Source organism: Niveispirillum sp. (assembly GCF_052437035.1).
In the GTDB taxonomy this organism is placed as follows: domain Bacteria; phylum Pseudomonadota; class Alphaproteobacteria; order Azospirillales; family Azospirillaceae; genus Niveispirillum.
The window spans coordinates 1-513 of the sequence record NZ_JBQVOH010000070.1 but is presented as its reverse complement, the minus strand read 5'-3'; the positions used below and the strand labels follow the sequence as shown (position 1 = coordinate 513).

Below are 513 nucleotides of genomic sequence, written 5' to 3'. Positions count from 1 at the left end.
GTGCAGAAAGCCATCGCGGCAAATCGCGTCCGGTCGGCGGGCGACTTTCTCGGGCGGGTCCATCCATTCGCTGTCCATTTTCCCATCGCGTTGCTGCTTCTCGCGGCTCTTGCCGAGATTTTCATGATCTTGCGGCCCGCCGCGGGCGGCCAGATCATCGTGCGCTTCCTCGTTGCCGGAGGTGCCGTCGGCGCCGTAGCCGCAGCGCTTCTGGGCTGGTTCGCGGGCGGGTGGAGACTTGCGGACAGGTCGGAGGCGCTTGCGCTGCATCGCTGGAACGGTACCGCCATTGCGGCCGTCAGCCTTGCCGCTGCATGGCTGGCCTTCCGGCCGGGCTCGCGTACGGCCTTTCGTGCCATTTTAACGATCCTCGCGGTCGCCTTGCTGGTGCAGGGCTATCTTGGCGGCGAAATGGTCTTTGGCCCCAACCACCTCGGTCTGCTTTGATCACCCGTCCTGGAGCCTAGCGGACATGCCGATCACTTCGCAGAGCCCAGGGCCCCACTATCGCGA

Annotated in this window: 1 protein-coding gene; it reads left to right on the top strand. The window is 65.3% G+C overall.

Annotated features, from left to right (window positions below; genetic code table 11):
• The coding region (locus ACT6Q8_RS25725) for a DUF2231 domain-containing protein (protein ID WP_444739512.1) at positions 1–447 on the top strand (447 nt) is incomplete at its 5' end.
• Positions 448–513 lie beyond the last annotated feature (66 nt).